Origin of the sequence: Faecalicatena faecalis, assembly GCF_012524165.2 — a bacterium.
GTDB lineage: Bacteria > Bacillota > Clostridia > Lachnospirales > Lachnospiraceae > Faecalicatena_A > Faecalicatena_A faecalis.
On the sequence record NZ_JABACJ020000004.1, the window covers coordinates 15428 to 39797 of the forward strand.

Sequence of the window (24370 nt, forward strand, 5' to 3'; positions counted from 1 at the left end):
CTTGAATAGAGAGGCATAAATGATGTTAGAAGAAGAGATAAGACTCGCGTTGCTGGATGAGATGCCAATTGAATCCAGAGAGTTCAGGGATGAAGTGATAACGGGCAGTATGGCACATAAGGTAGAGTTCGTGTCGGTCAGATTCGAGCGATGCCGATTTGTGGATTGCGATTTTACAGGTGCAGGTTTCTATCAGACACAGTTGGAGAAATGTGATTTTTCCAACTGTAGTTTTAGTGGTAGTTATTGGAAAAATTGCAGGATTACAGAATGCAAGGGAAATGGCAGCAGGTTTGATAAGGCAGTATTTAAAAATATGGTCTTGTCAGAGAGCCAGCTTGATCTTGCAAATTTTGGAGGAAGTCTTTTTGAGGGAAGCAAAGCAGAGATGTGCAGCTTTCGGGAAGCATTCTTTTCAGAGGTAAGGCTTAAGAAGACGAAATTTGAAAAGTCAGATTTCACGAAAGTGGATTTTTTCAGAACTTCTTTAAGGGGAATGGATTTTACAGACAGTGTGATCGAAAGTATCATGGTATCAGATACATATCGTGAAGTGGCCGGTATGAAAATCAACATGTTCCAGGCGGCGGAGATTGCAAAACTGCTCGGTGTGACGATTGTGTAGGAATGTGCTGGATGCTCATATTTTGCGGCCTGAATATGAATGAGACTCCGTTGTGCAGGAAGTTAGGAATCTGATATGCTCATTATGGAACATGAAATGCACGAAATAAGTGAAGAATAGAGGCGATATGATAGTCTCAGCACGCTTGTTTCGAACAGAAAAGGAGGATGCATCATGCGGATTCATGAAATTATCAGAGAAAAGAGAAAGTCATTGGAGCTGACGCAGGAGCAGGCGGCAGTGCGTCTTGGGGTTACAGCTTCTGCATTCAATAAATGGGAGCGTGGAATCAGTTGTCCAGACATTACGATCCTGCCTGCACTGGCAAGGCTGCTAGAGACAGATTTGAATACTCTTTTGTCTTTTCAGGAAGAGCTTACGAATGAGGAAATCGCTTTGTGGTGCAGCCAGATTTCAGAGATCTTAATGAAAGATGGGTTTGAGAAGGCATATGAGATGGGAATGGAGAAGGTCCGTGAGTATCCAGGCAGTGGAGCACTTTTGTTTAACGTGGCAGGAACTCTGGAGGGGGGACTCCAGATATTTGCAGAGGGGATAGACGAGGAGAAGAAACAGAAGTATTTGGAAGAACTGGAAGTATTATATGAGCGGGCGGCTAAGAGCAAGGAGGAGTCCGTACGCATACAGGCCAATGCACTGCTGGCAGCGAAGTGCATGAACCGGGAAGACTACGATGGGGCACAGGAGCGGATCGAGCTTCTGCCGGACCCATCCTGGAAGAATAAAAGGCAGATGCAGGCTCAGTTATATGTTCGGACGGGGCGCTATGATGAGGCAGTACGTCTCAAGGAAACGGAAATCCTGGAATCTGTCAACGATATTTATTCCAATCTGTTGAGTTTGATGGAGATTGCAGTCAAGGAAAAGCGGATAGAGGATGCCGGATATTTTACTGAAAAAGCAGTTCAGACCATTCAGTTATATGAAATGTGGGAATATTCTGCCGGGGTGGCCCAGTTCCAACTGGCTGTCTCAAAGCGGGACAAGCATGGGACGATTGGAGCCTTAAAGAAAATGCTGCCTTCCTTGGAAAAAGGATGGCAGCCGGGTGAATCCAGGCTGTATGAACATATTGGCGAGAAAAAGGAAAGCATAGGGCGTGGAGAGTATTGGCAGGCCTTTACCCAGAAGATCGTGGAAGGGTTAAAGACAGATGAGGACATGGAATTCTTAAGAGAGGATGAGGAATTCCTAAGAATTGTAAAGAGATATGAAAGCAGTATTCATTAGGTGAGCACAGAGGGCTGTAAAGTAGTCTGTGTTTGCAAGTGAGCAGCAAAGTGGACTGAGAATGTCCGCGGGACAAGGAGGACAGTCAGATGAAGATTGATCGTTTAATAGGAATTCTATCGATATTGCTTCAGCAGGAAAAGGTGACTGCACCTTATCTGGCCGAAAAGTTTGAGGTGTCGAGAAGGACGATCAACCGGGATATCGAGGTGCTGTGTAAGGCAGGAATCCCTTTAGTGACGACCCAGGGGGCAGGAGGCGGAATCTCGATTATGGATGGTTACCGGATGGATAAGACCTTGCTGACATCCGCGGATATGCGGGCAATCCTGGCAGGTCTTCGGAGCTTGGACAGTGTTTCAGGCAGCAACCGTTATCAGCAGCTTATGGATAAGCTCTCCTTGGAGAATTCTTCAGTGCTGACGTCCAATCAACATATCGTAATCGATCTGTCCTCCTGGTACAAAAATTCATTAGCGCCTAAGATCGAACTGATTCAGAGAGCAATTGACAGAAACGAATTGCTTTCTTTTTCTTATTATGCACCAGGTGGTGAGAGTATAAGGACCCTGGAGCCGTATCTTCTTGTTTTCCAATGGGCGTCTTGGTACGTATGGGGATACTGCCTGTCCAGACAGGACTACCGGATGTTCAAGCTGAACAGGATGCCCGAGATAAAGGGGACAGGGGAGATATTTACGCCCCGGCAGCTGCCCGAGTTCAGGATTCAAAATGAGGAGATTTTTCCGGCTATGATTGATGTAAAAGCGCTCTTTGAGCCAGAAATGAAATGGAGGCTGATTGAGGAGTACGGGATTGATAGTTTTCAGAAGATGGAGGATGGGAAGCTTCTTTTTCAGTTTGGATTCATGGATAAGGAGAGTGTATTTGGCTGGATGTTGAGTTTCGGAGATCATGCAGAGCTGTTGGAGCCATCTGATCTGAGAAAAGAGTTGGAACAGATGTTAAAGCGGATGCAGAAAAAATACAAATCATGACATATAGATGTCGTGTTTCGTGTGGTAACCTTGATTTATCACAAGAAGGGAAGGTTATATCACATGGAATACGAATTAGTAAAGTTACAGGAAAAGAAGGCTGCGGGCTTGCGTGCAAGGACCAATAATTTTTCACCGGATATGGGCATGGTGATCGGGGGATTGTGGCAGCGTTTTTATCAGGAGGATATCTACGGTCAGATCCCTGGGAAAGTGACTGGTAAGGCTCTTGGTGTATATTCTGGATATGCGGGCGATGAAAAAGCGGATTATGACATCTCTGTTGCCTGTGAAATCGATGGGACAGGAGATATGCCCCAGGACGTGACGCTTTTTACAATACCAGAGGGAAATTATGCAAAATTTATTGTGAAAGGGAATGTACAGACAGCCGTTTCAGAATTTTGGCAGGAGCTCTGGAAGATGGATCTTGAACGTACCTTTGTATGTGATTTCGAAGAGTATCAAGATAGTGAGATGGATGAGGCAGAGATCCATTTGTATATTGGCGTGAAGTAAGAAAAAGTGAAATGAAAATCTGAAGCTTTTAAGAAATAAAGAATTTTATCGTATATATTGAAAATAGCGTAATTACAGCAATAGACTCGAGTTCAATTAGACTGTCGTCTAGTTTTTGCGGACTGAAAAAATGACGGAAATTGCTTGACAAATCATAAAATGTGGGTAAAATAAAAGCAACTAATGGAAACCAGATGACCACACGAATGAATGGAGTTGCAGTGATGGAAGTGAAATTTTACAGTTTTGACATCATGAATCAGTTTGATCAGACTCTGCCGTTTGCTGACAGTGTTGTTTTTATGCCGTGCGTTCCCAGTCCCTTTGGGGTATGCGCAGAGTATAAAAATGAATATTGGCAGTAAAGAGGATATCGTTGTGCTGAATGTCTTGTATGGATAAAATACAAAGGATGGAAGTGTAGCAATATGCTTCTATCCTTTTTGCTTTTCTGGATTCTGTGATGGCTGCAGAGGTCGGGGAAGGCGGCATAAAAGAAGAGGCGGAATCATATCCGGCTCTTTTTTTCTTTCAAAAGCGAAAGGACATGGCACAGAGAATAGAAAGGGATGGCAGAGAATGATGGATAGAAAAGAAATTTTAGGAAGTAAGAAAAGAATTGTAATTAAAGTAGGTACCACGACAATCACTTATGATGAAACTGGAAATATCAACTTAGATAAGCTGGAAAAGTTTGTAAGAATTCTGATTAATCTTCGCAATAAGGGCAGAGAAGTCATTGTTGTGTCCTCCGGGGCGGTCGGAATCGGAAGAAATGTCCTGGGTCTTGCTGAAAGGCCGGAGACAGAAGCGGCAAAGCAGGCATGTGCAGCAGTCGGTCAGGGGCGTCTGATGATGATTTATGAAAAATTATTTAATGAATACAGCCAATTGACGGCACAGGTGCTTCTGACCAAGGAATCGATTACCAATGAAGAGTGCAGGAAGAATGCCAGACAGACATTTGATGAACTGTTCCGCATGAATGTGGTTCCGATCGTGAATGAAAATGATGCCATATCTGTAGATGAACTTTCCTACGGTAATTTTGGTGACAACGACACTCTGGCCGCTTATGTGGCAAACCTTGTAAATGCGGACCTTTTGATTCTGATGTCGGATATCGAAGGGCTGTATACGGACGACCCAAAGAAGAATCCGAACGCGAGATTTATCCATACCGTTGTCGAAATTGATGAAAACTTGGAACAGATGGCAAAAGGAGCTTCCAATGATTTGGGGACAGGTGGTATGTCGACCAAGATTGAAGCGGCTAAAATCGCTACAGCGTGCGGTGCGGATATGATTATTGCGAACGGCAACAATATTTATTCCATCAACGACATTATGGCAGGAAAGAAGGTAGGAACTCTCTTTTTGTCCAGAGAGCACGGGGAAGCGTTGGAGAATGAACTCGCACCTCAGCGTGCCATGTACCGGAGACAGGCGAAGAGGCAGAAGAAGGGAGAAAACAGTCAAATTAAGAATCAGGAAATGAATCATATGGAACTCGCAATTGATATGATAGGAGGGCATTATGGGCAGTTATATGGAAATATTGGGCAGTAGGGCAAAGGAGGCATCAAGGTTCGCAGGAAAGCTTGCAACAAATGAGAAGAATCGGGTGCTTCTGTCAGTGGCAGATGAATTATGCCAGAAGACGGAGTCGATTCTTAACGAAAACGAAAAGGATCTTACAGCCGCAAAAGAGCATGGAATGAAAGCGTCACTGATTGACCGTCTGCGTCTGAGTGAGCAGCGAATCCTTGATATGGCAGAAGGGCTGCGCCAGATTGCAGCCCTGGACGACCCGATCGGAGAGGTCTTATCTATGAAAACGAGGCCGAACGGACTGCGAATCGGGAAAAAAAGAGTTCCATTGGGGGTGGTGGGAATCATCTATGAATCCAGGCCCAATGTGACTGCAGATGCGTTCGGACTTTGCTTCAAGACGGGGAATGCAGTGATTTTAAGAGGCGGGAGCGATGCGATCTATTCCAATAAGGCGATTGTCCATGCCATAAAAGAAGGGCTGCGCAAGGAAAAGCTTCCGCAGGACTTGATTCTGTATGTGGAGGACACAAGCAGAGAAGCAGTGAATGAGATGATGAAGCTGCATGGTTACATTGATGTGCTAATACCAAGAGGTGGCGCAGGGCTGATTTCCAGTGTTGTTCAGAACAGTACTGTGCCAGTGATTGAGACAGGAACTGGAAATTGCCACATTTATGTAGATGAATATGCTGATCTGAGCATGGCGGTGGATATCATCGAAAATGCGAAAACGCAGAGGATGGGCGTATGCAATGCCTGTGAATCGCTGGTAATCCATGTAAGCGTGGCAGAGCAGGCCCTCCCTATGATTGTCAGCCGTCTGAAAAAGCATGGGGTGGAAATTCGGGGAGATGAGACAGCCTGTGAATATTGTGAAGAAATCATCCCTGCATCAGAGGAAGACTGGGGAATGGAATATCTGGATGCGGTCATTTCGGTGAAGGTGGTGAATTCACTAAATGAAGCAATCCGCCATATCAATACCTATAATACCGGACATTCCGAATCCATTATTACTGAGCATTACAGGAATGCTATGCAGTTTCAGGATGAAGTCGACGCGGCGGCCGTATATGTCAACGCCTCGACTCGGTTTACAGATGGGTTCGAATTCGGGTTCGGAGCAGAGATCGGAATTAGTACTCAGAAGCTTCATGCCAGAGGTCCTATGGGGCTGGAAGCATTGACGACCACGAAATACATCATATTCGGGGACGGGCAGATTCGTTGAATGTGTAACTGTTCACAGTTGGATAGAAGAATTATGAAAAAGGAATTATAAAAAAGTTTTGAATAACACTTGCATAATATACAATACAGATGTATAATTATGCAAGTGTTATTTATGTTTATTCAAAGTCCTATGACATTCACTTTACTTCATGTGAAAAGAGGTTTATGATAATAAATTAGAAAAAGAAAGGAAGTTTTACGTATGATTAAGGTAGGAATTATTGGATCAACAGGCTATGCAGGCGGCGAGCTTGTGAGAATTCTGACAGGGCATAAAGAGGCAGAGATCGTCTGGTATGGTTCCAGAAGTTATATAGATAAGAAGTACGCACAGGTCTACCAGAACATGTTCCAGATTGTAGATGCGGTCTGTATGGATGATAATATGGAGGAGCTGGCAGGACAGGTGGATGTCATTTTTACGGCAACGCCCCAGGGACTTTGTGCATCACTTGTGAATGAGGAGATCTTATCGAAGGTTAAGATTATAGATCTGAGTGCAGATTTCAGAATAAAAGATGTATCTGTGTATGAAAAATGGTACGGCATTGAGCATAAGAGCCCGGAATTTATTAAGGAAGCTGTCTACGGCCTCTGTGAGATCAACCGGGAGGACGTAAAGAAGGCAAGACTGGTGGCGAATCCGGGATGCTATACGACCTGTTCGATTCTGACAGCGTACCCACTGGCAAAGGAAGGGCTGATCGATATGAGCACACTGATCATCGATGCGAAGTCTGGTACATCGGGTGCAGGAAGGGGAGCTAAGCTTGCGAACCTTTACTGTGAGGTGAATGAAAATATCAAGGCATACGGTGTGGCAACACACAGACATACCCCTGAGATCGAGGAGCAGTTAGGATATGCTGCGGGAGAAAAGGTCCTTTTGAATTTTACGCCCCATCTGGTGCCGATGAACAGAGGAATCCTTGCCACAGAATATGCAAAGCTGACCAAAGAGGTTACATATGAAGAAGTGAAAGCCATCTATGATAAATATTATGCAGATGAAAAGTTTGTCCGTGTACTGGATAAGGATGTGTGCCCAGAGACGAAATGGGTGGAAGGCAGCAATTATGTGGATATCAACTTTAAAATTGATGAGCGAACCGGACGTATTATCATGATGGGAGCAATGGATAATCTGGTAAAGGGGGCAGCAGGGCAGGCAGTTCAGAATATGAACCTGATGTTCGGATTGAAAGAAACAGAAGGTCTTGAGCTTGTACCGATGTTCCCGTAAGAAAAGGCAGAAGAGTGAACTGGAAATGTGAGGAGAAATATGGTACGTATAATGACAATAGAAGACTATGACGGAGTATATGCATTGTGGATGAAGATTAAAGGTTTTGGCATCCGCAGTATCGATGATTCCAGGGAAGGAGTGAGACGGTTCCTCAAAAGAAATCCCACGACAAGTGTTGTTGCAGTGGAGGATGGGAAGATCGTCGGCAGTATCCTCTGCGGGCATGATGGAAGACGAGGATGTCTGTATCATGTGTGCGTCGATGAAGCATACCGAAGAAGAGGTATTGGAAAAGCCATGGTAGTCATGGCGATGGAGGCTTTAAGAAAAGAAGAGATCAGTAAGGTGTCCCTGATTGCATTTACGAAGAATGATGTGGGAAATGCATTCTGGAATACAATTGGATGGACAGAGAGACTTGACCTGAATTATTACGATTTCGTATTGAACAAAGAAAACATAACCGCTTTCGTTGAAGGATAAGACCTTGCGGGAATAAAAGCAGATAACAGAGAAAAGCAGAGTAAGAAAGGATGGAACAAAATGAAGATCATCAAAGGCGGAGTGACCGCAGCAAAAGGATTTGAAGCAGCATCAACAGCAGCAGGAATCAAGTATAAAGACCGCACGGACATGGCTCTTATATATAGTAAGAAACCGTGTAAGACAGCAGGAACATTTACTGCGAATGTTGTAAAGGCAGCGCCGGTAAAATGGGATAGAAATGTTGTGGAGAGCGGTGTGAAATCCCAGGCAGTCATTGTAAATTCAGGAATTGCCAATGCATGTACCGGTGAGGAAGGATATGGATATTGTAAAGAAACAGCAGAGGCGGCGGCAAAGGCCCTTGGCATTGATGCAGAAGGGGTTCTGGTCGGTTCTACGGGTGTCATTGGAATGCAGATGCCGATCGAGAAGCTGAAAAATGGAATTGTGAAGCTGGCAGAAGGGAAGAGCAAAGACATAGAAAGCGGAACTCTGGCAGCTAAGGCAATCATGACGACGGATACCTATGAAAAGGAAATCGCCGTGACGATCGAGGTGGGAGATAGAACAGTGACCATCGGAGGAATGGCAAAGGGGTCTGGTATGATTCATCCGAATATGTGTACTATGCTTTCCTTTATTACGACGGATGCTGCCATCTCTAAGAAGGCTCTTCAGGCAGCACTGAGCGAGGATGTCAACGATACATATAATATGATTTCCGTAGACGGAGATACCTCTACCAATGATACGGTACTGCTTTTAGCGAACGGTATGGCAAAGAATGAGAAGATTAAATATGATACAGAAGATTATAAGAAGTTTGCCGAGGCTCTTCATGTAGTGAATGAATACCTTGCAAAGAAAATCGCAGGGGATGGGGAAGGTGCGACCGCACTCTTCGAGGTTCAAGTCATGGGAGCATCTACGAAGGAACAGGCAAAGATCATTGCAAAATCAATCGTCTGCTCCAATTTGACGAAGACTGCTATTGCAGGACACGATGCCAACTGGGGACGTATTCTGTGCGCCATGGGATATTCAGGGGCAGAGTTCGACCCGGAGAAAGTAGATTTATTCTTTGAAAGTAAAGCCGGGAAAATTCAAATCTGTGAAAATGGTACAGCAGTAGCTTATAGTGAGGAAAAGGCGACAGAGATCCTTTCACAGCCGGAAGTAAAGGCGGTCGCAGATATCAAGGAAGGATCTGAAAAAGCAACTGCATGGGGCTGTGATCTGACACACGGATACATCGATATCAATGCGGATTACCGTAGTTAAATAATGAGGGCATAGGAATAGATAGTATTCGTTTGCAGGACTGGAAAGAGAGTCAGGAGGGAGAATCTTATGAACGACAATATGCAGCAATATCTGGATAAGGCACAGGTCTTGATTGAAGCACTTCCATATATCCAGCGTTTTAACCGCAAGATCATCGTAGTAAAATACGGTGGAAGTGCTATGATCGATGAGGAATTAAAGAAGCAGGTGATCGAGGATGTCACACTGCTCAAGCTGGTCGGCTTCAAACCGATCATTGTACATGGAGGCGGGAAGGAAATCAGCCGATGGGTAAACAAGGTAGGGATGGAACCACATTTCATCAACGGCCTGCGTGTCACAGATGCGGATACAATGGAGGTCGCAGAGATGGTGCTGGGCAAGGTAAATAAGAGCCTGGTACAGCTCGTAGAGGAGCTGGGTGTACGTGCAATTGGAATCAGCGGCAAGGATGGCGGACTCTTAAAGGTTGACAAAAAGTATTCGAATGGGGAAGACATCGGATTTGTAGGAGAAGTCAAAGAAGTCAATGCTGATATCTTATATGATCTTCTGGAAAAGGACTTTCTTCCAATCGTGTGTCCGGTCGGAATGGATGATGAATTCAATACATACAATATCAATGCAGATGATGCTGCCTGTGCGATTGCACGTGCCGTAAAAGCGGAAAAGCTGGCATTCTTGACAGATATTGAAGGCGTATATAAGGACCCGGATGATCCTAAGACACTGATTTCTGAACTCTGGGTAGAAGAAGCACAGAAGCTGATGAAGGAAGGGTATATTGGCGGTGGAATGCTGCCGAAGCTGCAGAATTGCATCGATGCTATTGAAAGTGGTGTTTCAAGGGTGCATATACTGGATGGAAGGATTCCGCATTGTCTATTGTTGGAGATCTTTACGAATAAAGGAATCGGGACCGCAATTTTGAATGGGGAGGAAAGCAGGTATTATCATGGTGAATAGTAAGATAAAGGCAGCAGAAGAGAACCTGCTGCATGTATACAACCGTTTTCCGATTGCGATAGAGCGCGGGGAAGGCATGTATGTATATGATACGGAAGGAAAAAAATATCTGGACTTTGCTGCAGGTATCGGAGTGACCGGACTGGGGTATCATAATCAGGAGTTAAATGATGCTTTAAAAGAGCAGATCGATAAAATCTGCCATATTTCCAATCTTTATTATCACGAGAACTGCGGAGAGGCAGCCAAAGAATTGAACCGAATCTGCGGGATGGACCGTATCTTCTTTACAAATAGTGGAAGCGAAGCGAATGAAGGAGCTCTAAAGGCGGCCAGAAGATATGCTTATACAAAGCAGAATGGGCGCTATGAGTATATTGCTATGGAGAATTCGTTCCACGGCAGAAGCTTTGGCTCTGTGTCTGTGACCGGACATGATTCCTACAGAGAACCCTTTGAGCCGGTCGTGCCGGGAGTGCACTTTGCGAAGTTCAATGATCTGGACAGCGTGAAGGCTCTTGTGAGCGATAAGACCTGCGCGATCATTCTGGAACCTCTTCAGGGAGAGGGCGGAATCAATCTGGCTTCCCAGGATTTTATGGAAGGAATTCGAAAAATCTGCGATGAAAATGATATTCTGATGATCTGTGATGAGGTTCAGTGCGGGATGGGACGTACCGGAAATTATTTTGCATGGCAGGGGTTTGGTGTGAAGCCGGATATCATCACAATGGCAAAGGCGATTGGGAATGGGATTCCTGTTGGTGCATTTGCAATGACAGAGGAAGTGGCACGATATTCCCTGCGGGCAGGTGATCATGGTGCGACCTATGGTGGAAATCCGCTGTCCTGTACCGCGGTCAAGAAGGTAATCGAGATTTTTGAGCATGACCATATCGTAGACCATGTGAACCAGGTGGCTCCATATCTGGAACAGCGGCTGGAAGAGCTTGTAAAGGAACTGGACTGTGCTGTAAGGAGAAAAGGAACAGGCCTGATGCAGGGAGTGGAATTCAACATTCCTGTGGGTGAGATCATCCAAAAGGCAATTGCGGAAGGTCTGTTGGTCATCCAGGCTCAGGGAAATGTCATTCGGCTTTTGCCCCCGCTCATCATGGAAGAGAAACATGTGGATGAGATGATTAAGCGTCTGAAACACGCCCTGGCAAAATAAAAATACTTATAAAAACCAGTCATTGGGACATACTACTAGAAACACGCAGAATGAAAACTGCAGGAGGTATGGGAAAGATGATTGGTTTTTTTATTGCACTGCTCTCAGGAGCATTGATGAGTGTACAGGGAGTATTTAACACGCAGGTCACAAAGACCACGGGAATGTGGGTCGGAAATGTATGGGTACAGCTTTCTGCATTTGTGGTCTGTGCGATTGCTTGGTTCGTGACTGGCAGGGACAGCATTTCAACGATCGCCAAGGTGGAACCGAAATATATGCTTTTGGGAGGCGTGATTGGTGCGGGAATCACCTGGACCGTGATCAAGAGCATGTCTGCATTAGGCCCTGCGAAGGCGGCACTGTTGATTGTTATTGCCCAGCTGATCGTGGCATATGTCATTGAATTGATGGGAATTTTTGGCGTGGATAAGGCGCCGCTCGACTGGAGAAAAGTAGGCGGTCTGGCGTTGGCCTTGATTGGGATTGCAATCTTTCAGTGGGAATAGAGGATCTATGCATAAAAAAGGTACTGCGATGTGATTTTTATGCGGCTTGTAATAATCACGTAACAAAATCGTAAAAATATGTATTGTAATTTAATCTGGAATTCGTTACAATATTAATGTCCGGCAAGAGGGGATTTCCAAGCGTATGGTTCAAAACGGGAGGAAATTATGAAGGACAGAAGAGTAAAAGGAATCTGTAATATTTTGTGTATCCTGCTTATTGCAGCGTTCATATCAGGATGTGCGAAGGAAAAAGCAGAGGATTTGACCGAGTTGGAGTTAGGGGTGTCTGGTACAGATACAGCAGAGACAAAGACGCAGGCAGAAGATTCAGGGAAGGAAAAAGCTGCCCAAGGGAAACGTACTGCAGAGGGAAAAGCGGCCGAAGAGGACAAAAGAGCCGGCAGTACCGTGTTTGTCTATGTATGTGGTGCCGTGAAGACTCCGGGAGTATATGAATTAGCCAGCGATGCAAGGGTATATGAAGCGATTTCATCGGCGGGCGGTGTGAGGGATGACGCCGCGGCAGAGGCCTTGAACCAGGCCAGGATGGTAACGGATGGGGAGCGCATTTGTATTCCTACCAAGGAAGAGCTGGAACAAGGGATTGTAGATAGCGGTGAATTGCCGCAGGTGACAGGAACGGATGCAAAAGACGAGGGAAAGATAAATATTAATACGGCTGATAAAGAGGCGTTAAAGACCCTGCCCGGTATAGGAGATGCAAAGGCGGACAGCATCATTTCCTACCGGGAATCCAATGGTCCTTTTGGGACCATTGAAGATTTGATGAACGTAGAGGGCATCAAAGAGGGAGTATTTCATAAGATAGAAGACAAGATAACAGCGACATCATAAAGTAAAAGTTAAGGGAAAGAGGAGTATGGGCAAGAAGAAAATCTTAGTAGTTGACGACGAAAAATTAATAGTAAAAGGGATTCGTTTTAGTCTGGAGCAGGACGGCATGGAGGTTGACTGTGCCTATGACGGCGAGGAAGCTTTAGAATATGCGAAGAACTGTGAGTATGACCTGGTCCTTCTTGACGTCATGCTGCCGAAACTGGATGGATTTCAGGTCTGCCAGCAGATTCGGGAATTTTCTGATATGCCGATCGTTATGCTGACAGCCAAGAGTGAGGACATGGATAAGATTCTGGGGCTGGAGTATGGTGCGGATGATTACATCACGAAGCCATTTAATATCCTGGAGGTAAAGGCCCGTATCAAGGCTATCATGAGAAGGACAGCGAAGCGTGAGGAACCTGTAAGCAGCACGATGATCGTAAAAGGAAATATGCGGATCGACTGTGAGAGCCGCAGAGTGTTCATCGGTGAGCGGGAGATCAACCTGACGGCCAAGGAATTCGATGTGCTGGAGCTTCTGGCCATGAATCCGAATAAAGTATATAGCAGGGAGAACCTGCTGAATCTCATCTGGGGTTATGATTATCCAGGAGATGCGAGAACAGTGGATGTACATATCAGACGTCTTCGTGAGAAGATCGAGATTAATCCGAGCGAGCCAAAATATGTACATACAAAGTGGGGAGTTGGTTATTATTTCCAAGGGTAATTTTCATTTCAGATTTAACGGAAAGTTCTTAAAGAGTCTGCGGTTCTGTATCATTCTGCTGCTGCTTTTAGTGTCCATTATACCGTGCTTTGCCGCATATAATGGAATTATCAAAGCATATGAATCAAGAGCAGTGTCAGTGAGGACCGCAGAGATACAGAATCAGTGTACTATTCTAAGTAATCAGCTCAACAGTTATAATTATCTGTCGGATATGTCTTCCGAAGTGATCAATGCAAGTTTAACTCAGTTAACGAATATATATAACGGCAGGGTCATGATTATCGACAAGAACCTGCAGGTAGTGAAGGATACGTATTCTTTGGATGAAGGTAAGACCATCGTATCAGAGGATGTTGTACGCTGTATGCAGGGCAAAAGTACGAATTATTATGACAAGCAGAACCGCTACATAGCAGTGACCTCACCGATCATGGAGGGGGAGACTGGAAGGATAGCGGGCGTCATGCTTGCCAGTGTGTCTACAGATTCTATTGTGGATAATATCAATATTCTTAAGACAAAGGGCGGAATGATCGTTGGAATCGTCATCATTCTGATGCTTGTCATCAGCTTTTTTATCGCGGATCGTATCGTCAAGCCGTTGAAAAAGATTACGGAATCGATTGAAGATGTCTCAGAAGGATATGATGATGAAGTACTGCATGTCAATACATTTACAGAGACAAGACTGCTTTCCGAGGCATTCAATAAGATGCTTGGACGCCTCAAACAGTTGGACAAATCTAGGGAAGAGTTCGTATCGAATGTCTCACATGAATTGAAGACACCGCTCACCTCTATGAAGGTGCTTGCGGATTCCCTGCTGGCTCAGGATAATGTACCGATTGAACTGTATCAGGAGTTCATGGGGGATATTGCAAAAGAGATTGACCGGGAAAATGATATTATTACGGACCTCTTATCGCTGGTCAAGATGGATAAGACAGCAAAGGATCTAAATATTAAGACGATAAATATCAATGAACTGCTGGAACTGATTTTAAAACGGTTAAAGCCGATCGCAGAGATGAAAAATGTAGAGGTGGTCCTGGAGAGTTTTAGGCCCGTAAGTGCGGAGATCGATGAAGTAAAGCTGACACTTGCATTTTCTAATCTGGTTGAAAATGCAATTAAATACAATCACAAGGATGGATGGGTGCATGTGTCATTAAATGCAGATCATAAATATTTCTATGTGAAGGTGGCGGATTCTGGAATCGGTATTCCAGAGGAAGATCAGGCCAATATCTTTGAGCGTTTTTACCGGGTGGACAAGTCTCACTCCCGCGAAATGGGTGGTACAGGACTGGGCCTTGCAATTGCCAGAAATGCGGTGATCGTACATCGCGGGTCTATCAAGGTGTACAGCAGCGAGGGGGAAGGTACGACCTTTACAGTCAGAATTCCTCTGACTTATGTAGCTTAAAAGGAGGTCTGAAAAGATGAGGAAAAGTAAAAGGGTCATCTCCATGGTGATCTGCCTGTCAGTTTTTGCCCTGCTCCTTTCTGCCTGTGCAAAACGGACGGATGTGAAGCGGGGAGACTCCTATATTTACTGTCTGAATTCGGACAGGACCGGTCTGGTAAAGATTTCTTATGAGTTCGAGGAAAAGGACCCGCTAAAGCAGGCCCTTGCAATAATCAAAGAATTAAAGAAGCCGGCGGAGGACATCGAGTATACGCCTCCTATTCCAAAGGATGTAAAGGTGCAGGCGAGCAGGTTAGAGGGAGCGGTTCTGTATCTTGATTTTAATGAGGCATACAGCGAGATACCTCCTCTGGAAGAGAAGCTTGTCAGAGCCGCAATCGTGCAGTCTGTCGTGAAGGTGGAGGGAATCAGTGCCCTGTGGCTGACGGTGGACGGGGAGGATCTGCATGATGAGAATGGAAAGCTGGTCGGTTTTTTAAATGAAGATGATTTTGTACAGAATACGGATTCTGCGCTGAGCTCCTATCAGACGGGAACCCTGATGCTTTATTTTGCAAATGAAACAGGGGATAAACTGGTCGGACAGGAGATGAATGTCCGCTACAGCAGCAATATGTCAAAGGAAAAGCTGATTGTAGAAAAGCTGATGAGGGGGCCGAGAAAAGATACGGCGAAAGCGACTCAGAACCCGAAAGTGAGTATCCTGGGCGTCACCATCAAGGATGGTATCTGCTATGTGAACTTTGACAGCGAGTTCTTGACTGGTGGTGTGGATGTCAGGCCGGAGATCACGATCTATTCTCTGGTCAATTCCCTGATAGAAGGGACGACAGCAAGCAAAGTCCAGATATCGATCAATGGAGAGACAAATGTAACTTATATGGAAACAGTCGATTTGACAAAGCCGCTCCAGCGTGATATGGAGTGGGTGGAAAATGCGGAGGAAGAATGATAAAAAGGCCGTTATGTACGGCGGCTGTCCTCTACCTTTGTATCCAGGCGATTCTGACTGCTGGATTTCATATCGCACCCGATTTGAGACCCGGCAGTCTGGAAATAGCACTGGAGCAGGCTTCGGATGAGAAGAAAGGGCCGGCAGCAGGGAAGGAATCAGGACAAAAGGCGGGAAAGAGCAGCCAGGTGACGCTTGCTGGCACTGTCTATCGGAGAGAGGAAAAGCCGGATTATAAAGTTTTATATCTCAAGGACAATCAAGTCCTTCTGAACAATCGGATCTATCAGGAATCTAAAATTCTTGTTTATGTCGAAACAGAAAATCAAGTAAAAGTAAAAAATCAAGTAAAAATAAAAAATAACATAGCATCAGAGAATACGGATGTAATAGAAATAGGAAATAAGATCAAGATATCAGGTGAGGCAAAGACCTTTCAGGGGGCCAGAAATCCAGGAAATTTTGACCAGAAGTTCTATTATCAGAAACAGGGAATACACGCCTCTGTATGGGCAGATCAGGTGGAAATAAAAGAGGACCGGGTATATCATCTGCGGGAAAATCTGGCGGTACTGCGCGCAGGCTGGAAAGAGATGCTGATCTCAAGCTTAGGAACTTATTATGGGAACAGTATGAGTGCAATTCTCCTGGGGGAGAAAAGTGAACTAGACAGTGAATTAAAGGATTTATATCAAAAAAGCGGAATCGGCCATATTTTGGCCATATCGGGATTACATATGTCTTTTTTAGGGATTGGATTATATCAGATTCTGCGGAAAATAGGGCTCAGCTTTGGAGCGGCCGGCGGCATGGGAATCTGTTTTTTGTTAGCTTATACCCTGATGATTGGCTGTGGGGTCTCGAGTATCCGGGCATTTGTCATGTTTTTCGTCAGAATGGGAGCGGATATTACAGGCAGAGATTATGATGTGCCAACCAGTCTTGCCTTGGCAGCAGGAGTGCTTGCGGCGTGGCAGCCGCTTTATTTGATGGATGCGGGCTTTCTGTTGTCCTTTGGGGCACTGCTGGGAATCGTGGGGGTGAATCCTTGTCTGCAGTATTGGTTTCTTCAAGGAGGAAAACGGGAAGTGGAGCAGGTAGGAAGGACAGAAGAAAAGAGAGGGCACAAAAAGGGGCTAAAGAGAAAGAATAAGCAGGACAAAGTACAAAGTGAGAAAAGGAAGGCCTGGATGGAAAGTATCTGCGCCAGTTTGGCAGTGAACCTAACTTTACTGCCGATTATGCTTTATTTCTATTTCGAATTTCCGCTGTATTCTATCCTGCTGAATCTACTGGTCATTCCGCTTATGTCATTGCTGCTTGGAGCTGGCGCAGCAGGTTCCTTGTTCATGATTTTTATTCCTGGTCTTGGAGGGATGGTACTTAAAGTGTGTAAGTGGATTCTGGTCCTGTATGAAAAAGCCTGCCAGATGAGCATGTCTCTGCCCATGAGCAGGATCGTGACAGGACAGCCGGGAAAAGGATGGATCATCTGTTATTATCTTGTACTGGTGGGATTCTGTGCAATCAGTTTACGCATGAGAGAGAGGGAAGAAATAGCAGAAGAAAAAGGCATGATGTTGAAGGCAGGTCTTAAACGAGTCTTGGGAAGTTGTACCATGTCAAGTCTCTGCCTGTTCCTGGGGATTTCATGTTTTTTGCGTTATCAGTGTCCGGGAAAACTTACTATAACTATGCTGGATGTGGGGCAGGGGGACGGATTCTATCTGAGAGGTTCTAATGGAACAAATTATTTTATTGATGGTGGGAGCAGCGATGTATCATCGGTGGGAAAATATCGGATAGAACCCTATCTGAAATCCCAGGGGGTAAGATCTTTGAATTATGTTTTTATTTCCCATGGTGATGCTGACCATATGAATGGGATAGAAGAAATGCTAGAGAATCAGCAGTTCGGAATCCGAATCCATAATCTGGTTCTTCCGCCGGTAACAGTGCAGGATGATACACTAAAGGGCCTGGCTAAGAAGGCGGTACAATGTGGGACCAAGGTTCTGGTGATGGGCGAGGGGGACAAATTAGGAGAGGAAGAGTTTCACATGATGTGTAAAGGTCCATTTGCAGCTTATCAGGGAGAACCGGGAAACGCTGCTTCCATGGTACTTGAAGTTTCCTTTCACAAATTTCAGATGCTTTTTACAGGAGATGTGGAGGGCGAGGGAGAGTCGCTGCTTGTAAAAAGCGGGGAACTGAAACTGTATGACGTGCTAAAAGTTGCACATCACGGTTCGAAAAACTCTAACTCAGAGGAATTTCTAAGTCAGACTGTGCCGAAATGTGCCTGGATATCCTCAGGAATCGGCAATCGGTATGGACATCCGCATGAAGAAACCATTCAAAAATTGAACGAAATTGGAAGTGAGATTTATGGGACGCAGGAGCGGGGAGCAGTAACGCTGGTAACGGATGGAGAAGAGGCTGAGATCAAGAGCTATATGGATAAGAAATATAAATAGAATGCAACTAAATAGCGGTTGCAATTAACGGAAAAATGATTTAAGATAAAGGAGAACAAATGAGTAAAAAGGATAAGTTGATAAAGCGTTTATATGCAATTCCCAGCGATTTTACATATGAAGAGATGAAGCAGCTTTTAGAATATTATGGATTTGAGGAGGTGAAGTCAGGTAAAACGAGTGGTTCATCAGTTAAGTTCTATAATAAGGTTTCAGGAATGCGGATGTATTTTCATAGACCCCATCCGGGAAATATTGTAAAGAAATATATTTTAAGGGAACTAATAGAAATACTAGACAAGGAGGAATTGAAATGAGTAATTGCATGAAATATAAGGATTATTATGGTACTGTGGAGTATTCAGATGAGGACGAATGTTTTCATGGAAAGGTACTTGGAATTAATGGGCTTGTGACATTTGAAGGGAATAGTGTCCAGGAATTAAAGGCATCCTTTCAGGAAATGGTGGAGGAATATCTGGCAGACTGTGAAGCAAGACATATTACACCGGAAAAAAATTATAAAGGAAGCTTTAACATTCGTATTACACCGGAACTTCATAAAAAGGCAGCTTTATGCGCAGCTAATGAAGGGCTCTCGTTGAATGCATTAGTAGAAAAAGCAATTTCATTTTATACCGGAAAATATTTTGCAAAATAGAGAAGTTTCTTATATAATAGTCATATTATGAAAAGTTTGAATGAAGATTTAAAAACAGGACAATTTAAGCAGATTTATCTTCTCTTTGGTGAAGAAAATTATTTGAAGAAGCAGTATAAGAACCGATTTATCAAAGCGATGCTTCCGGACGGGGATACAATGAACTATGCCTATTATGAAGGGAAAGGCGTAGATGTCCGGGAGGTCATCGATCTTGCGGAGACGCTGCCGTTTTTTGCAGAGCGGCGTCTGATCGTATTTGAGAATACCGGGTTCTTTAAAAGTGCCGGAGCAGATTTGGCTGATTATATCAAAGAAATGCCAGATACCACATATTTTATTTTTATAGAGAATGAGGTGGATAAGCGCAGCAAGCTCTATAAGGCAGTAAAGGCAAAGGGACATATCGTGGAACTTCCATTTCAGGACGAAACAACATTAAAGAAATGGATACTCGGTCAGGTACGCAAAGAGAATAAACAGATTTCAGAGTCTACAGTCACATACCTTTTAAATAAGGTGGGCACGGATATGGAGAATATACAAAAGGAGCTGGAAAAGCTGTTCTGTTATACGCTGGAAAAGGACAGTATCATGCCGCAGGATGTCGATGCGGTCTGTGTTACCCAGATTTCCAATCATATCTTTGACATGGTCAATGCGGTAGCTGATAAGAGGCAGGAGAGGGCTCTGGATCTGTACTACGAGCTTTTAGCATTAAAAGAACCGCCTATGCGTATTCTATACCTTATGACCAGGCAGTACAGAATCCTCCATCAAGTAAAGGATCTGATAAAAAAGGGCTACGGCAGGAAAGAGGTTGCATCCAAGGCAGGACTTCATCCATTTGCAGCCGGGAAGTATATGGACCAGGCAAAGCAGTTCAAAAGCAGTGAACTTTTGGCAATTATGGAGGACAGCGCAGAGATAGAGGAGCGGGTGAAGACTGGGCGGTTGACAGATACACTTGCAGTCGAGCTTTTTATCGTAAAATATTCATCCAAATCTGAGCGTTAAATACTCAAAGAGAATACAGCAAAGGTACTTTTTTCCGCCTTTTTTCAAGAAAGAGTTGCCAAGCGGGGAATTGGCGTGATAGGATAACAATGTTCATTTAGATAGGAATATATTGGAGGAATGTAAATTGTCAGGAATAGATCAGAGTAAAATACGAAATTTTTGTATCATTGCGCATATCGACCACGGCAAATCTACTCTGGCAGACCGTATCATCGAGATGACCGGACTTCTCACGAGCAGAGAGATGCAGTCGCAGGTCCTGGATAATATGGAACTGGAGCGGGAACGTGGTATCACCATTAAGGCGCAGACGGTCCGCACTGTATACAAAGCAAAGAACGGGGAGGAGTATATCTTCAACCTGATTGATACACCAGGACACGTGGATTTTAACTATGAGGTATCCAGAAGTCTTGCAGCATGTGATGGAGCTATTCTGGTCGTAGATGCGGCACAAGGCGTGGAGGCACAGACGCTGGCGAATGTTTATCTGGCATTGGATCATGACCTGGATGTCATGCCGGTCATCAACAAAATAGATCTGCCGAGTGCAGAACCAGAGAGAGTAAAAGAAGAGATTGAGGATGTGATCGGAGTCGATGCAGAGGATGCACCATTGATTTCCGCGAAGACAGGCCTGAATGTCGAGGAGGTCCTGGAGCAGATTGTGGAAAAGATACCGGCTCCCGGCGGGGATGCCTCCGCACCGCTGCAGGCTTTGATTTTCGATTCTGTCTATGATTCTTATAAAGGTGTCATCGTTTTCTGCCGGATCAAGGAGGGGACAGTGAAAAAGGGAACCCCTATCCGTATGATGGCGACGAAAGCGACGGCTGATGTCGTAGAAGTCGGATATTTTGGGGCCGGACAGTTCATCCCATGCGAGGAGTTAAGTGCTGGTATGGTAGGTTATATCACCGCCAGCCTAAAAAATGTAAAAGATACCCGTGTGGGTGATACTGTGACGAATGCGGAGAATCCATGTGCAGAACCCCTTCCTGGGTATAAGAAGGTTAATCCGATGGTCTACTGCGGTATGTATCCGGCGGATGGCGCGAAATATCCTGACCTGCGGGACGCATTGGAAAAGCTGCAGCTCAATGACGCTGCGCTCCAGTTCGAGGCAGAGACCTCTGTTGCATTAGGTTTTGGATTCCGGTGCGGTTTTCTGGGACTTCTTCATCTGGAAATCATTCAGGAGCGTCTGGAAAGAGAATATAATTTGGATCTGGTAACTACGGCGCCCAGTGTTATCTATAAGGTACACAAAACGAACGGAGATGTAATTGAGCTGACGAACCCGACGAATCTGCCTGACCCTGCAGAAATTGAATACATGGAAGAACCGGTTGTAAAAGCGGAGATCATGGTGACCTCCGAGTTTATCGGAGCGATCATGGATCTGTGCCAGGAGCGCCGTGGAGAATATCAGGGAATGGAATATATAGAAGCAACACGTGCTGTGCTGCATTATCATCTGCCATTGAATGAGATTATTTATGATTTCTTTGATGCATTGAAATCACGTTCCAGAGGATATGCCTCCTTTGATTATGAGATGCTGGGATATGTGCGTTCTGATCTTGTGAAACTGGACATCCTGATCAATAAAGAGGAGGTCGATGCACTTTCCTTTATCGTCCACAGTGGTACGGCATATGAGCGTGGAAGAAAGATGTGTGAAAAGCTGAAAGAAGAGATTCCGCGTCAGCTCTTTGAAATTCCGATTCAGGCGGCTGTCGGAAGTAAGATCATAGCGCGTGAGACTGTGAAAGCGATGCGAAAGGACGTGCTCGCAAAATGCTATGGCGGTGATATTTCCCGTAAGAGAAAGCTTCTGGAAAAGCAAAAGGAAGGAAAGAAGCGTATGCGCCAGGTCGGCAACGTAGAGATTCCACAGAAGGCCTTTATGAGCGTGCTGAAACTGGATGATAAGTAGAAGTGAGATGATGAAAGAAGAACTGGAATTATACCTGCATATCCCATTTTGCGTCAGGAAATGTGCATACTGTGATTTCCTGTCAGCTCCGGCAGATCAAAGGACACGTCAGGAGTACGTGTATACAATCATAAAGGAGATACAGGGTTATAAAGAGGCTTTTTATGATCGATATCAGATATCTACAATTTTTCTCGGCGGAGGGACTCCTTCTATATTAGAGGGAAATCAAATCGAGGCGATCCTTACTGCGCTGAGACAAAGCTTTGTGATTTCAGAACACGCTGAAATAACGATAGAAGTCAATCCCGGAACTGTTACCGGGAATAAGCTGCAGGCCTGGAAAAGGGCAGGAATCAATCGTTTGAGCATCGGCCTGCAGTCAGCAAATGACGAGGAATTGAGAATGCTCGGCAGGATTCACACCTGGAATCAGTTCCTTGAGACATATTATATGGCTCGAAAAGAGGGCTTTGATAATATAAATATTGATTTGATTTCAGCGATTCCGGGACAGACTGTGGCAAGTTGGACAGAGACACTTCGTAAAACAGCAGAGCTGAACCCGGAGCATCTATCCGCATATAGCCTGATTTTAGAAGAAGGAACCCCTTTTTATGAGCGGTATGTAAGGGGAGTGGTATCCCAGCCGCAGCTTCCTGATGAAGATACGGAGAGGGAGATTTATGAACTGACTGCGAAACTGCTGGCTCAATATGGCTATCAAAGATATGAAATTTCTAATTATGCAAAAGCAGGTTATGCCTGCCGTCATAATCTCGGATACTGGGAGCGAAAGAATTATCTCGGCATTGGACTAGGAGCCTCTTCTTTGCTTGGCAGAAAAAGGTTCCATAATACTGCGGATTACAGGACCTATATAGAAAAGATAGAAAAAGGTGAAGATCTCAGAGAAGATATGGAAGAGCTGACCATAGCAAATGAGGCAGAAGAGTTCATGTTTCTTGGGTTAAGAGAGACAAGTGGTGTATCCTCTCAAAGGTTCAGGGAGATTTTTGGAAGGCCTGTCTTGGATGTCTATGGAAAACAGATAGAAAAGTTGTGCCGGGAGGGGCTGCTCGAGATCGAGGGAGACAGAATCCGATTAACAGAACATGGTATTGATGTGAGCAATGCTGTTTTTGTAGATTTTTTAGATCCAGATTTATAAGAGAAATAGAAAAATATAAGGGGGAAGTCCGATGATAGAACGGGATTTCTCCCTTATGTTTTTTACAAAATGCCCTCATTGAGGAAGACGCGGAGCGGCCACTAAATATCCCCTGTGTCTGGGAACCCCAAAATGTGCTATAACTGAAAGAAGATTCCCGATGCAGCTCCGACTATGATCCAAATGATTGGATGGATTTTTTTCAGTGGTTTTATCTGCGTTAAGATAAATATAATAAGTCCTATGATAACGGCCGAATAGTGCAGGGTAATCGTCCCATTAGAGGTATCTGCAAAAGTAATCCCTACGATCTGCCAGACTGCGAACCCTATCAATGCTGCAATCATAGGCCGAATTCCATAGAAGGCGGACTTTACATATTTATTATCACTGAAATTAGCCATGAATTTTGCAATTATAATTATAATGACAAGGGCAGGGCTGACCAGTGCAAAAGTAGCAGTCAAGGCTCCAGGGATACCTGCTGTATGGAACCCGGCAAAGGTTGCCATATTAATTCCAATCGGTCCAGGCGTACTCTCACTGATCGCGATCATATTTGCCAGTTCTTCTGTAGAAAACCAGGTATATTTTGTTGTCAATTCCATGAGGAAAGGAACCGTGGCCATTCCGCCTCCGATGGAAAAAAGACCGATTTTAAAAAATTCTATAAATAAAGTCAGATAAATCATTTTCTGTTCTTCTCCCTTCGGACATTTACAAAAATCCCGACCCCAGCGGCACATATCACTAAGATAATTGTAGGAATAGGTGAGAAAGTAGCCAGCAGAAATCCGGCAAGAAACAAAATAAGACCTAGCTTGTCCTTAATGCCAGCTCTAGCCAGCGTTATAACCGTTCCAAGCATCAAAGCACAGACAGCAACCCGAATTCCGGCTAAGGCATGAAGTACAGTTGGTTCTCCCATGAACTGATTTAAAATACTGGCAATTAGACAGATAATGATGACAGAGGGACTCACCATCCCCAGAGTCCCGCAGACCGCACCGCCAATTCCTGCCTGTTGATACCCAATATAAGTAGAAGTATTCACCGCGATAATCCCCGGTGTACACTGTCCAATCGCATAAATATCCAAGACCTCCTCGTCCGTGACCCATTTCTTCTTAATAACGACCTCCCGTTTCAGCATAGGCAGCATAGCCATCCCACCCCCAAACGTAAGTCCTCCAATTCGAAAAAAAGTAGAATACAATTCCCAAAGCTTCTTCATAAAATCCTCCCGATTCTAGTTTGAAAAATTTTGATATCAATTTATCCTTATTATATTATAATGCAT

The 24370-nt window shown here is 44.6% G+C and carries 25 protein-coding genes; 23 read left to right on the top strand and 2 right to left on the bottom strand.

The genetic code is table 11. The features are described from left to right. Window positions 1-19: 19 nt before the first annotated feature. The 23 genes from HGO97_RS05955 to hemW all read left to right on the top strand — a co-directional run bounded on the left by HGO97_RS05955 (window position 20) and on the right by hemW (window position 23070). A complete protein-coding gene (locus HGO97_RS05955; RefSeq protein WP_246597326.1) occupies window positions 20-625 on the top strand; it encodes a pentapeptide repeat-containing protein in 606 nt (201 codons plus the stop codon). Window positions 626-799: 174 nt separating this feature from the next. Continuing rightward, entirely contained in the window at window positions 800-1876 is a 1077-nt protein-coding gene (locus tag HGO97_RS05960) for a helix-turn-helix domain-containing protein (RefSeq protein WP_216240294.1), read from the top strand. An 89-nt stretch (window positions 1877-1965) separates the two neighbouring features. Continuing rightward, window positions 1966-2874, top strand: a complete 909-nt coding sequence (locus tag HGO97_RS05965; protein ID WP_216240296.1) for a helix-turn-helix transcriptional regulator — start codon at window positions 1966-1968, stop codon at window positions 2872-2874. Window positions 2875-2937: 63 nt separating this feature from the next. Continuing rightward, a complete protein-coding gene (locus HGO97_RS05970; RefSeq protein WP_216240298.1) occupies window positions 2938-3393 on the top strand; it encodes a GyrI-like domain-containing protein in 456 nt (151 codons plus the stop codon). Between the two features lie 161 nt (window positions 3394-3554). Continuing rightward, window positions 3555-3758 carry a hypothetical protein gene (locus HGO97_RS05975; protein WP_216240300.1) on the top strand — a complete coding sequence of 68 codons (204 nt, stop codon included), beginning with the start codon at window positions 3555-3557 and terminating at the stop codon, window positions 3756-3758. Window positions 3759-3975: 217 nt separating this feature from the next. After that, the gene (gene proB, locus HGO97_RS05980; RefSeq protein WP_216240589.1) at window positions 3976-4962 is read left to right on the top strand and encodes a glutamate 5-kinase; all 987 of its coding nucleotides are present in this window, start codon (window positions 3976-3978) and stop codon (window positions 4960-4962) included. Continuing rightward, entirely contained in the window at window positions 4931-6178 is a 1248-nt protein-coding gene (locus HGO97_RS05985; protein ID WP_216240302.1) for a glutamate-5-semialdehyde dehydrogenase, read from the top strand. The genes proB and HGO97_RS05985 overlap by 32 nt, the downstream gene beginning before the upstream one ends. Window positions 6179-6382: 204 nt before the next feature. Then, the gene (argC, locus tag HGO97_RS05990) at window positions 6383-7423 is read left to right on the top strand and encodes an N-acetyl-gamma-glutamyl-phosphate reductase (RefSeq protein ID WP_216240304.1); all 1041 of its coding nucleotides are present in this window, start codon (window positions 6383-6385) and stop codon (window positions 7421-7423) included. Between the two features lie 39 nt (window positions 7424-7462). Next, window positions 7463-7909: a GNAT family N-acetyltransferase gene (locus HGO97_RS05995; protein ID WP_216240306.1), complete on the top strand. Its 447-nt coding sequence runs from the start codon at window positions 7463-7465 to the stop codon at window positions 7907-7909. Between the two features lie 60 nt (window positions 7910-7969). After that, window positions 7970-9193, top strand: coding sequence for a bifunctional glutamate N-acetyltransferase/amino-acid acetyltransferase ArgJ (gene argJ, locus HGO97_RS06000; protein ID WP_216240308.1), 1224 nt, complete (start codon window positions 7970-7972; stop codon window positions 9191-9193). 69 nt (window positions 9194-9262) lie between these two features. Continuing rightward, window positions 9263-10162, top strand: a complete 900-nt coding sequence (argB, locus tag HGO97_RS06005) for an acetylglutamate kinase (RefSeq protein ID WP_216240311.1) — start codon at window positions 9263-9265, stop codon at window positions 10160-10162. After that, window positions 10152-11336 carry an aspartate aminotransferase family protein gene (locus HGO97_RS06010; RefSeq protein ID WP_216240590.1) on the top strand — a complete coding sequence of 395 codons (1185 nt, stop codon included), beginning with the start codon at window positions 10152-10154 and terminating at the stop codon, window positions 11334-11336. The genes argB and HGO97_RS06010 overlap by 11 nt, the downstream gene beginning before the upstream one ends. Before the next feature lie 77 nt (window positions 11337-11413). Then, window positions 11414-11845 carry a DMT family transporter gene (locus HGO97_RS06015; RefSeq protein WP_216240313.1) on the top strand — a complete coding sequence of 144 codons (432 nt, stop codon included), beginning with the start codon at window positions 11414-11416 and terminating at the stop codon, window positions 11843-11845. Between the two features lie 168 nt (window positions 11846-12013). Next, window positions 12014-12703 (top strand): ComEA family DNA-binding protein, encoded by a 690-nt coding sequence (locus HGO97_RS06020; RefSeq protein WP_216240315.1) that lies wholly within the window; start codon window positions 12014-12016, stop codon window positions 12701-12703. 25 nt (window positions 12704-12728) lie between these two features. Further along, a complete protein-coding gene (locus tag HGO97_RS06025; RefSeq protein WP_216240316.1) occupies window positions 12729-13418 on the top strand; it encodes a response regulator transcription factor in 690 nt (229 codons plus the stop codon). Further along, window positions 13375-14847 carry a sensor histidine kinase gene (locus HGO97_RS06030; RefSeq protein WP_216240319.1) on the top strand — a complete coding sequence of 491 codons (1473 nt, stop codon included), beginning with the start codon at window positions 13375-13377 and terminating at the stop codon, window positions 14845-14847. The genes HGO97_RS06025 and HGO97_RS06030 overlap by 44 nt, the downstream gene beginning before the upstream one ends. Before the next feature lie 16 nt (window positions 14848-14863). Next, window positions 14864-15802: a GerMN domain-containing protein gene (locus HGO97_RS06035; protein ID WP_216240321.1), complete on the top strand. Its 939-nt coding sequence runs from the start codon at window positions 14864-14866 to the stop codon at window positions 15800-15802. Beyond that, complete coding sequence (locus tag HGO97_RS06040) at window positions 15799-18279, top strand: DNA internalization-related competence protein ComEC/Rec2 (RefSeq protein ID WP_216240323.1); 2481 nt, start codon at window positions 15799-15801, stop codon at window positions 18277-18279. Before HGO97_RS06035 ends, HGO97_RS06040 begins: the two co-directional genes overlap by 4 nt. 59 nt (window positions 18280-18338) lie before the next feature. Next, window positions 18339-18596 carry a type II toxin-antitoxin system HicA family toxin gene (locus tag HGO97_RS06045; protein ID WP_216240324.1) on the top strand — a complete coding sequence of 86 codons (258 nt, stop codon included), beginning with the start codon at window positions 18339-18341 and terminating at the stop codon, window positions 18594-18596. After that, window positions 18593-18940 carry a type II toxin-antitoxin system HicB family antitoxin gene (locus HGO97_RS06050; protein WP_216240326.1) on the top strand — a complete coding sequence of 116 codons (348 nt, stop codon included), beginning with the start codon at window positions 18593-18595 and terminating at the stop codon, window positions 18938-18940. Before HGO97_RS06045 ends, HGO97_RS06050 begins: the two co-directional genes overlap by 4 nt. A gap of 27 nt (window positions 18941-18967) precedes the next feature. Continuing rightward, entirely contained in the window at window positions 18968-19957 is a 990-nt protein-coding gene (gene holA / locus HGO97_RS06055) for a DNA polymerase III subunit delta (protein ID WP_216240328.1), read from the top strand. A 127-nt stretch (window positions 19958-20084) separates the two neighbouring features. Continuing rightward, window positions 20085-21899, top strand: coding sequence for a translation elongation factor 4 (gene lepA / locus HGO97_RS06060; RefSeq protein WP_216240329.1), 1815 nt, complete (start codon window positions 20085-20087; stop codon window positions 21897-21899). 10 nt (window positions 21900-21909) lie between these two features. After that, window positions 21910-23070: a radical SAM family heme chaperone HemW gene (gene hemW, locus HGO97_RS06065; protein WP_216240591.1), complete on the top strand. Its 1161-nt coding sequence runs from the start codon at window positions 21910-21912 to the stop codon at window positions 23068-23070. A 137-nt stretch (window positions 23071-23207) separates the two neighbouring features. Here the strand turns inward: hemW and HGO97_RS06070 are convergent, their stop codons facing one another. Together HGO97_RS06070 and HGO97_RS06075 are read right to left on the bottom strand one after the other, a co-directional pair. Further along, on the bottom strand, window positions 23208-23762 hold the full coding sequence (locus tag HGO97_RS06070) for a chromate transporter (RefSeq protein WP_216240331.1): 555 nt from the start codon (window positions 23760-23762) through the stop codon (window positions 23208-23210). After that, complete coding sequence (locus HGO97_RS06075) at window positions 23759-24304, bottom strand: chromate transporter (protein WP_216240334.1); 546 nt, start codon at window positions 24302-24304, stop codon at window positions 23759-23761. Before HGO97_RS06075 ends, HGO97_RS06070 begins: the two co-directional genes overlap by 4 nt. Between the last annotated feature and the right edge of the window lie 66 nt (window positions 24305-24370).